This window comes from Paracoccus angustae, from assembly GCF_042648745.1.
GTDB classification, from domain to species: domain Bacteria; phylum Pseudomonadota; class Alphaproteobacteria; order Rhodobacterales; family Rhodobacteraceae; genus Paracoccus; species Paracoccus angustae.
The window spans coordinates 1-9,833 of record NZ_JBHRXY010000063.1; the positions used below are offsets into that span (position 1 = coordinate 1).

Annotated in this window: 7 protein-coding genes and 1 pseudogene; 6 read left to right on the forward strand and 2 right to left on the reverse strand. The window is 66.5% G+C overall.

Translation table 11 applies throughout. The annotated features are described in order from the left end of the window. Nucleotides 1-163: 163 nt before the first annotated feature. Genes ACFOM8_RS21860 through ACFOM8_RS21885 form a run of 6 tightly spaced genes read left to right on the forward strand, consistent with a single transcriptional unit; the run spans nucleotide 164 to nucleotide 6,868 of the window. Complete coding sequence (locus ACFOM8_RS21860; protein WP_377764497.1) at nucleotides 164-421, forward strand: DUF4212 domain-containing protein; 258 nt, start codon at nucleotides 164-166, stop codon at nucleotides 419-421. A 10-nt stretch (nucleotides 422-431) separates the two neighbouring features. Continuing rightward, entirely contained in the window at nucleotides 432-2,240 is a 1,809-nt protein-coding gene (locus ACFOM8_RS21865; protein ID WP_377764498.1) for a sodium:solute symporter family protein, read from the forward strand. A 57-nt stretch (nucleotides 2,241-2,297) separates the two neighbouring features. After that, complete coding sequence (locus ACFOM8_RS21870) at nucleotides 2,298-4,106, forward strand: DUF294 nucleotidyltransferase-like domain-containing protein (protein WP_377764499.1); 1,809 nt, start codon at nucleotides 2,298-2,300, stop codon at nucleotides 4,104-4,106. Then, a complete protein-coding gene (locus ACFOM8_RS21875; protein WP_377764500.1) occupies nucleotides 4,103-4,600 on the forward strand; it encodes a hypothetical protein in 498 nt (165 codons plus the stop codon). Before ACFOM8_RS21870 ends, ACFOM8_RS21875 begins: the two co-directional genes overlap by 4 nt. Nucleotide 4,601: 1 nt before the next feature. After that, nucleotides 4,602-4,970 carry a response regulator transcription factor gene (locus ACFOM8_RS21880; RefSeq protein WP_377764501.1) on the forward strand — a complete coding sequence of 123 codons (369 nt, stop codon included), beginning with the start codon at nucleotides 4,602-4,604 and terminating at the stop codon, nucleotides 4,968-4,970. Next, nucleotides 4,967-6,868: an exonuclease domain-containing protein gene (locus tag ACFOM8_RS21885; protein ID WP_377764502.1), complete on the forward strand. Its 1,902-nt coding sequence runs from the start codon at nucleotides 4,967-4,969 to the stop codon at nucleotides 6,866-6,868. Before ACFOM8_RS21880 ends, ACFOM8_RS21885 begins: the two co-directional genes overlap by 4 nt. A 77-nt stretch (nucleotides 6,869-6,945) precedes the next feature. On the opposite strand, the gene ACFOM8_RS21890 is transcribed toward ACFOM8_RS21885, so the two are convergent. Next, nucleotides 6,946-8,187 carry an MFS transporter gene (locus ACFOM8_RS21890; protein ID WP_377764503.1) on the reverse strand — a complete coding sequence of 414 codons (1,242 nt, stop codon included), beginning with the start codon at nucleotides 8,185-8,187 and terminating at the stop codon, nucleotides 6,946-6,948. An 886-nt stretch (nucleotides 8,188-9,073) separates the two neighbouring features. Further along, nucleotides 9,074-9,558 (reverse strand): annotated as a pseudogene (locus ACFOM8_RS21895) (IS701 family transposase); the annotation flags it as partial. Between the last annotated feature and the right edge of the window lie 275 nt (nucleotides 9,559-9,833).

Genomic DNA, 9,833 nt, shown 5'->3' on the forward strand with positions numbered 1-9,833 from the left:
GCCGAACCCGAAGTGGTCGACGACCTCATCGCCAACCGCATGAACCGGTAAAGGCGCGCAGGGCCTGGAGCCCGCAAGACCCCCAGGCCCGCCCCCGCACCAGAGCAGAACCGAAGACAAGGCGGCCTCAACGATAAGTCTGAACAGGGAGAAGACCAAGCACATGAGCGACAGACAATCTTCGAATGCTTACTGGCAAGCCAATCTCCGCATCATCTATATCTGCCTCGCGATCTGGGCGCTGGTTTCCTATGGCTTCGGGATCATCCTGCGGCCGCTGATTTCGGCGGTTCCGATCGGCGGCACGGACCTGGGCTTCTGGTTCGCGCAGCAGGGTTCGATCCTGGTCTTCATCGTGCTGATCTTCTGGTACGCGGCGCGCATGAACAAGCTGGATGCCGAACACGGCGTGGACGAGTGAGGGACCGCAGATGAGCCAATTCACCCTGAACCTGCTGGTCATCGGCGCATCCTTCGCGTTGTATATCGGCATCGCCATCTGGGCCCGCGCGGGTTCGACGGCGGAATTCTATGCCGCCAACCGCGGCGTCGGCCCGGTCATGAACGGCATGGCCACGGCGGCCGACTGGATGTCGGCCGCGTCCTTCATCTCGATGGCGGGCCTGATCGCCTTCACCGGCTACGACAACTCGACCTACCTGATGGGCTGGACGGGCGGATACGTGCTGCTGGCGCTGCTGCTGGCGCCCTATCTGCGCAAGTTCGGCAAGTTCACGGTCCCGGAATTCATCGGCGACCGGTTCTATTCAAAGCCCGCGCGCATCATCGGCGTGATCTGCCTGCTGATCGTCTCGATCACCTATGTGATCGGCCAGATGACCGGCGTCGGCGTGACCTTTTCGCGCTATCTGGAGGTGTCGAACTCGACCGGGCTGTGGATCGGCGCGGCGCTGGTGTTCTGCTACGCGGTCCTGGGCGGCATGAAGGGCATCACCTACACGCAGGTGGCCCAATACATCGTGCTGATCATCGCCTACACGATCCCGGCCGTGTTCATCTCGTTGCAGCTGACGGGGAATTTCCTGCCGCAACTGGGCCTGTTCGGCACGCACGACGCCTCGGGGATGGCTTTCCTGGCCAAGCTGGACCAGGTGGTGACGGACCTGGGCTTCCGGCAGTACACGGGGCATCACAATTCGACGCTGGACATGGTGCTGTTCACAATGGCGCTGATGATCGGCACCGCGGGCCTGCCCCATGTCATCATCCGCTTCTTCACCGTCCCGAAGGTGTCCGACGCCCGGATGTCGGCCGGTTGGGCGCTGGTCTTCATCGCGCTGCTTTATACCGTGGCCCCGGCCGTGGGGTCGATGGCGCGCTTCAACCTGACCGCGACGATGTGGCCCGGCGCGCAGACCGGCGAAACCTTCAGCGCAGAGCCCGTGTCGCTGGAAGCCATCGAGACACAGCCGGATCTGGCCTGGATGCGCCGCTGGCAGGCCACCGGCCTGCTGGCCTGGGAAGACAAGAACGGCGACGGCCTTATCCAGTATTACAACGACACCGCCACCGAAGGCCCCGCGGCCGAAATGGCGGCCGCGCAAGGCCTTGCGGGGAACGAGCTGACGACCGTCAACAACGACATCATGGTTCTGGCCAACCCGGAAATCGCCAACCTGCCGGGTTGGGTCATCGCCATCGTCGCCGCGGGCGGCCTGGCTGCGGCCCTGTCCACGGCGGCGGGTCTGCTGCTGGCGATTTCGGGCGCGGTATCGCACGACCTGATCAAGGGCACGCTGCGCCCGAACATCAGCGAAAAGGGCGAGCTGCTCGCGGCGCGCGTGTCGATGGCGGTTTCGATCCTTGTGGCCACGGTTCTGGGCCTCAACCCGCCGGGCTTTGCGGCCCAGACCGTGGCCCTGGCCTTTGGTCTTGCCGCGAGTTCGATCTTTCCGGTGCTGATGATGGGGATCTTCTCGAAGCGGGTCGGCAAGGAAGGCGCCATCGCGGGCATGATCGCGGGCATGGCCACGACCATCCTTTACATCTTCGCCTTCAAGGGGTGGTTCTTCATCGCCGGCACCAACATGCTGCCCGACACGCCGGACGCCTGGCTGTTCGGCATCTCGCCGGCCTCGTTCGGGACCATCGGCGCGCTGATCAACTTTGCCGTGGCCTTCGGGGTCTCGGCGGTCAGCCAGCGTCCGCCGGCTCATGTGCAGGAACTGGTCGAATCGATCCGCGTCCCGCGCGGTGCGGGCGGTGCGGTCGCGCACTGAGGCTGAAACGGTCGCGCCCCGACAGGGGCGCGACATCTTCGCAAAGGTCAGCGGGTGATGACTGGTATTCTGGACTTCATCGCCACCGTGCATCCTTACGACAGCCTGAAGCGGGACGAACTGGCGCGGGTCGCCGGTTTCTTCAGCCGCAGGTCCTATGCGGCGGGCGAGACGATCTATCAGTTCGGCGATCGCTTGGCAGGCCTTTACCTGATCGAAAGCGGGCATGTCGCCGTCAGCGACCGCCACGGCGACAGCGTGTCGAAACTGGGGCCGCGCAATTCCTTCGGTGAACGGGGGTTGCTGCGCGACGGGACCGCCGTCACGTCCGCCCGCGCGGTTGACGATGCCGTGATCCTGATGCTGCCGCGCGACGAGGTGACGCGCCTGATCCGGGAGCATCGGACGGTGGCGCGGTTCTTTGACCGGGGGCGGGGCGTGCCGGACCGCGGCGCCAGCGTCGCCATGCTGAAGGTGGGAGAACTGCTGTCGGGCAAGCCCGTCGCCTGCGCGCCCGACACGCCGATCATCGAGGCCGCGCGCCGGATGCGCCACGCCGGCGTCAGCAGCATCGGCATCACGGAGCAGGGGCGCCTGATCGGGCTGGTCACCATCCGCGACATGTCGAACCGCGTCGTGGCCGAGGGGTTGGACATGCGCCTTCCCGTGTCCGAGGTGATGACCGCCGATCCCGTCACCCTGGCGCCGGGGGCGCTTGGCTACGACGTGCTGACGATCATGCTGGAACGCCGCGTCAGCCACCTGCCGGTGGTCGAGAACGGGCGCTTTGTCGGGATGATCAGCCAGACCGATCTGACGCGCGTGCAGGCGATCTCGGCCCTTGGGCTGATCCGCGAGGTGGCGCGGGCCGGGGACGTGGCCCAGATGACGCGCGTGACGGCCCGCATCCCCGAACTGCTGGTGCAGCTGGTCCAGGCGCGCCAGCGGCACGAGGTCGTCACCCGGATGATCACCGACATCGCCGATGCCGTCACCCGACGCCTGCTGGACCTGGCCCGGCAGCAGATGGAACCGCCGCCCGTGCCCTTTCTGTGGGCCGCCTGCGGCAGTCAGGGACGGCAGGAACAGACGGGCGTCAGCGACCAGGACAACTGCCTGATCCTGGCCGCGGATGCCGATGCGGATCATCCCTGGTTCGCGGACCTGGCGCGGCGCGTTTGCGACGGGCTGCACGCCTGCGGCTATGTCCGTTGCCCGGGCGACATGATGGCCACGAACCCGCGCTGGCGTCAGCCCGTGCCGGTCTGGCAAGGCTATTTCCGCGACTGGATCGCCCGTCCCAGTCCCGAGGCTCAGATGCTGGCCTCGGTGATGTTTGATTTGCGCCCGATCGGGGGCGAGGCCGCGCTGCTGGAGGATTTGCAGCGCCAAACGCTGGAAGCGGCGTCGAGGAACTCGATCTTTGTGGCGCATATGGTGGCCAACGCGCTGAAGCACCGGCCGCCGCTGGGCCTTATCGGCGGCTTTGCCACGATCCGTTCGGGCGAGCATCGCCACCATATCGACATGAAGCACAACGGCGTCGTTCCCGTGACGGATCTGGCGCGCATCTATGCGCTGCAAGGCCGGATCGCCGCCGTCAACACCCGCGCGCGCCTGGAGGATGCCGGAACGCGCGGCGTCGTCTCGCCCGGCGGGGCCAGGGAACTGATCGCGGCCTATGACGTGATCCAGACGGCCCGGCTGGAAAACCAGGCGCATCAGGTGAAGGCCGGACGGCGGCCGGACAATTACCTGTCGCCCGCGGATCTTCCCGATTTCGAACGCAGCCATCTGCGCGACGCTTTCGTGGTGGTGCGTGGGATGCAGTCTGCGGCGGGACATGGGAAAGGAATGCTGGGATGACGGGGATCGGGACCGAGCTTCTGGGGGTGATCGCCGTCGGCATCGGAATGGCTGCGCTGCTTTACGCCCTGTTGCACGCGGCGCGGAAGGCGGGGCTGACGCTGCCGACCTGGCTGCTGCCCGCGGGCATCGGTCTGGCCATGGTCAGCTATTCCGTCTGGAACGATTATGCCTGGTTCGGGCGCGCGACCGCCAGCCTGCCGGAGGACACGCAGGTGCTGCTGGTCGGGCGCGCCAGCCAGCCATGGGCGCCATGGACCTATCTCGCCCCGGTCGAGGTCCGGTTCGCGGCCCTGGACCCCGCGCAGATCCGCGACGGCGAGGGCGGCATCAGGCAGGCGCCGATCATGCTGGTCGAGCGGCATGGGCAGACCGTCATCGTGCCGCAGCATTTCGATTGCGCGGGCGGGCGCATCCGGCCCGCGCGCGGCGACTGGACGGCGGCTGCACCGGACGACCCGGCCTTTGCCGCCGTTTGCGCGGCAGGGGGCTGACATGGCCAACATCCTGGTCATCGAGGACGAGGATAACATCGCCGTCGCGCTGGACTTTCTGCTGACGCGGGACGGGCATCGCCACGACCGGCTGGCGACCGGAAAGGGCGCCGTGTCCTGCATCCGCGCGACGCGTCCCGATCTGGTGCTGCTGGACGTGATGCTGCCCGAAGTCTCGGGCTATCAGGTCTTGCAGGACATGCGCGCCGATCCCGACCTTGCCCAGGTCCGGGTTCTGCTGATGACGGCGCGCGGCTCGGTGGTCGAGCATCGCAAGGGAATGGCGCTTGGCGCCGACGGCTTTATCGCCAAACCGTTCGAACTGGCCGAACTGCGGGCCGAGATGGCCCGACTGCTGGACGGACGATGATGACGCACCGTTCGCTGCGATGGCGTTTGCTGGCGCTTTTCGCGGCAGTGGGCGTTGCGGCCCTGGCAATCTCGGGTGCGGCACTGTGGCTGGCCGCGCGGGGCGGAACGGACGCGGCCGTGCAGGGCGCGATGGTGGCGGGCTTTGGGCTGACGGGCCTGGTGGTCGGGCTTTGGTATCTGTTCGACCTGCACGTCGCGCGCCCCATCGAAACCCTGGCCGGCAGCCTGCGGACGGGCCGGTCCCCCGACCTGTCGGACATGGCCTATCTTGCCGATCTTGGCCCTGCCGCCCGCGATGCGGCCGAGGCGCGCGCGCGCGCGGCCGAGGCCCTGGACCAGGCCCTGCGATCGCACGCCGCCGAGCAGGCGCGTGAAAAGGCGACGCTTGAGTCCATCCTGGCCGACTTCGGTGCCGGGGCGGTCATGACGGATGGGCGGGGCCGCGTGATCTTCTATAACGCCAGCGCCGCCCGCCTGCTGCCGGGGCTTGCATTGGATCGTCCGCTGGACCGGCATCTGAACGCGGACGCCCTGCGGGCGGCCGAGGCGCGGCTGGACGCGGGCGCGACGGCAACAAACCTGTCCTGCTTGACCGCGCAGGGCGTGCGTCTGTCGGGCCGGCTGCGCCGGACGGACGCAGGCCTGCTGCTGATCCTGCGCCAGCAGGCGGCCGAGAGTCCCGCGCCCCGTTCGACGCTCGAGGCGCTGCGCCGCCATGCGGCCACGCTGGTGCCGATGCTGGATGCGCTGAACGGCCCCATTCCGCCCGCACTGGCCAAGGCCATTCAGGCCGAAGGGCAGGGCCTTGCCGCGGCCACCCGGACGCTGTCCCGGATCCTCGCCAGTGATGCGCCCTCTGGACTGGCGGGTTTGGATGAACTGACGGCGGGCCTTGAACCCGCCGAACCCCTTTCCTGCCTTGCCTTTCGCGCCGAGGCGGGGCCGCTGAACGCGTTGCTGCTGTCGCTGGACGCGCATCTGCGGGCCGAGGGTCGGGATCCTCGGGTGGTTGTCCGGCCGGACCCGCTGGACGGAATGCAGCTTGTTTTGGAATGGCAGGGCGCGGCGGTGGCCGTGGACCGGCTGGAGGATTGGCTGGCCGAAGCGCCCGACCCCGGACGGCCCGACGTGACCGGAGCCGAGATCCTGGCGGCGCATGGCACGGGAATCTGGCCGGAAGCCGACGGAAAGGCGGCGCGGCTGATCCTGCCGCTGGCGCAGGCCGAGGCCGCGGCCGAGAGCGGGGGCGTGACCTATGACTTCGCCCTGGCCAGCCGGGGCATTGCTTCATCGCGCCTGGCGGATCTGACCTGCGTCGTTTTCGACACCGAGACGACCGGTCTGACCGACGGCGACCGGATCGTGCAGATCGCGGGTCTGCGGCTGGCGCGCGGACGGCTGACGGGCGAACGCTTCGAAACGCTGGTCGATCCGGGCAGGCCCGTTCCGCCCACCTCGACGGCGATCCACGGCATCACGGACGAGATGTTGCGCGGCGCGCCCGATCTGACATCCGTCCTGACCGCGTTCCAGCATTTCTGCGAAGGCAGCGTGCTGATCGCCCACAACGCGCCCTTCGACATGGGCTTCCTGCGCCGGGCCGAGGCGGAAACGGGCGTTCGTTTCGACCACCGCGTGCTGGATACCGTTCTGCTTTCGGCGATGGTCTGGGGCCAGTCGGCCGACCATACGCTGGACGCGCTGGCCCGGCGTCTGGGGATCCGCATCGTGCCCGAAGCGCGTCACACGGCCATGGGCGATGCCATCGCCACGGCCGAAGCCTTTTTGCGCCTGATCCCGGCGCTGGAGGCTAAGGGAATCGAACGGTTCGAGGATGCCGTGGCCGAGGGCCGCCGTTATCGCCGCCTGATCGGCGATGCAAACCAGCCGGATTGACAAGGCGGCATGGGCCGCCGCCGAGCGCAGCCACCGCTGCGCAGAGATGCCTTATCCCGCAGCCACGCCGATAACGGCTATCCTGCGCGACGGCCGACGCGCCAATATCCGAACAGCCCGGCCGCCGGTCCCGGCAGCAGCAGCCACACCGCCGCAGGCCCGATGCGTTCGAACAGCGCCATGACACCCGCGATCGAGACAATGGTGATGGCGAAGCCGAGGGCGTTCTGGATGGCCAAGGCTCCTCCGACCATGTCCTTGGGGCAGGACCGCGCCGACAGCGCCGAAAACTGCGGCGAGTCCGCGACAACCGACGCCCCCCAGATCAGCAGCACCCCCATCAGCACCGCAGGAGGCAGGATCGGCCATCCCAGGGCGAAGATGCCGATGCAACCGCCCGAAACCGCCAAGGCGCCGAGGGCCACTCTGTCGCTTCCGATCCGCCGTGAAAGCGCGCCTCCGATCAGGCAGCCGACCGTGCCCGCCCCGATGATCGCGAAGGACAGCCCGGCCACTCCGGCAGCAGGGAAACGGTCCGCAAGTCCGGTCGATGCGACAAGCAGCGGCACCACCGTCCAGAAGGCATAGAGTTCCCACATGTGGCCGAAATAGCCTATCGCGGCCGCACGGAACTGGCCGATCCCGAAGGCCGACAGAACCGATGGCCGCGCCGTCCCGTCCGTCATGGGCCGGATCGGCAGATGCGGCCCGGTCCCCAGACGGTGAATCGTCCATGCTCCCGCCAGGGCCAGAAGGGATGAGCAGGTCACGATCCATTGCCAGGGCAGATCTTCTCCGGTGAAGCGCAGGAAATGCGGCAGCGCGGTTCCCAGGGTCAGCATCGCCACCAGCAAGGCAAGCGCCTGGCCCGTGCGCTCCGGCTCCCAGCTGACGACCAGCTTCATGCCGATGGGATAAATGCCCGCCAGGCTGAGGCCCACCAAAAAGCGGAAGAAAGCCCCGCTGTGAACGTCCTGCGCCAGCCATGCGAAACCGGCATTGGACAGCGCGCCCGCCACGGCCGAGGCCACGAAAATCCCGCTTGCACGGAAACGGTCCGCGATCCCCAGCAGGGACATCGCCAGTGTTCCCAGAATGAACCCGGCCTGAACGGCATTGGTCAGCCAGCCTATTTCACCTGCGCCCACCCTCCATGCGCGCATCAGCCCGTCCGCGGCGCTGTTCGCGCTGAACCACAAGGAGGTTCCGAAAAGCTGCGCGATGGCGACGATCGCGATGGGGCGTGCAAGACCATCCGGGGCGTTGCCGGTGTTCTTGTTTTCAGGATCCGGCCGTCCGCCGTCTGATCGGGATCGCATGGCTTTCCTTCGAGCGCGCCTCCCGAAACCGCTTTTCATGCGTTGAAGCCATGAGCACGCCCCTTGCATGCAATGACCTGCGGGATGGCCGTTGCGCCCTTTCTGTCACAGGAGCGGCCGGGGCCCAAGGGCGGCATTGTCTTTGTCCGGCGCCCTGGAGTCACCCGGAAAAGGCTGCCGCGCGAGTGCGGCTGCTCGGGCATGACCGTTCGGGGCAGGCTGCATGAGCGGCAGGCAGCGGGCGTCTGGACTAGGTTCGCCGTGTTCTTCTGGAGCGTCTTTCCGCTGCGACCTGCGACCCTTCGCCACTGACGGCGTTCAAGTCCGATGCCCTTGCGCGCGTCTACCCGGCAGGCGCTTTTGCCATTCAAAGGCAGGGATGAATGTAACAACGAGCCACATCCTGGAGTCGCCGCTGCCCTCGGAGATGAGTCTGGTCGGGCAGGAGCACTTACTTGTGACGATCAAGAGAATCCAGCCCCACATTGTCGCCGCGACCGCGATCCTGGGGGAAGGGCGATCTCCGTAAGTTTTTATCAGACGCGCTAATCGCGTCATCCGGGGGGCATCCGGATGACGCCCTCGACGTCGGCCGCGTGCTGGCCCGGGGCTCCGGGAACTCCGTTCGTGCGTGGGAGGCCTTTCTCGAGGCGACACTGGTCAGCAAGCCCCAGTACGACTTTGGCGGATTTTCCTTGGGACGTTCTGCGATGAGCCTTTCACAATGAGGATGGCGCATTGGTGGCGGTCTCACGAAGGCGTCGAGGATGGCTTGCCCGACGGCTGGCATGGTTGGTTGCGGGGATGGTCCGGGAACTCTTTCTTTCCCGCTTCGCGGCTTTGAGGCGGCGGGATTGCAGGAAGGCGTAGGCGATCGTCGTTTCAAAGCCGTTTGCCGATCTTCCGGCACCCGCGCCCGAGCCATGCGGTCGGGATCGTTGGTCCAGACCTCTGGCAGAAACAGCCGCAACCCCACCGTGACCGGCACCTCGCCCGAGGCCAGCGTTACCGAGACCAGCGACTGACAATTCGCGGTCTTGCCCAGCGATGAGGCATATTGCGGCGCAACCCCGACCGAGCGTTCGCCCTTCTTCGGCAAACAAGTATCATCGATGACCAGAAAAGCCTCCTCGCCGCCAACCAGCCTGTCGGCCTCAGCCAGCAAGGCCGCCTCCAGCGGCGCGCTATCCCAGACCCTGTCGGCTATGAAATGATGCAGTTGGTCATAGCTGATAGCCCTGTCCCGCGCCGCCATCGGCTGCACGCTCTTGCGATCACCCAGGCCGATCAGCCCGGCAACACAGGCGGGACGCATCCGCCCTCGTGTCCTATGCCCAAGCGCCGCAACAAACGCGCCCGCCAGTTCTCCATAAACCGCCAGCCTCCCTCAAAGGGCTCCCTATGGATCACTCGAAATGTCGACCATGGAGTCAGAAAAGATCGGATCAGCAAAAACCTGCCAAAGTAGTACTAGAGGATGACAGCAATTTGTCACAGCTAAGAGTAAGAATACAATCCGATGTCCATTTTCAATCTATGTTCCATAATAAGCCCTATTGGCGTTGGCTCTATAGCCGCAAAGTTAAAATGTCTCACCTCTGCAATTCAGGAATGTCACACTCCCCTGGATGAGCATCGTGTCGATC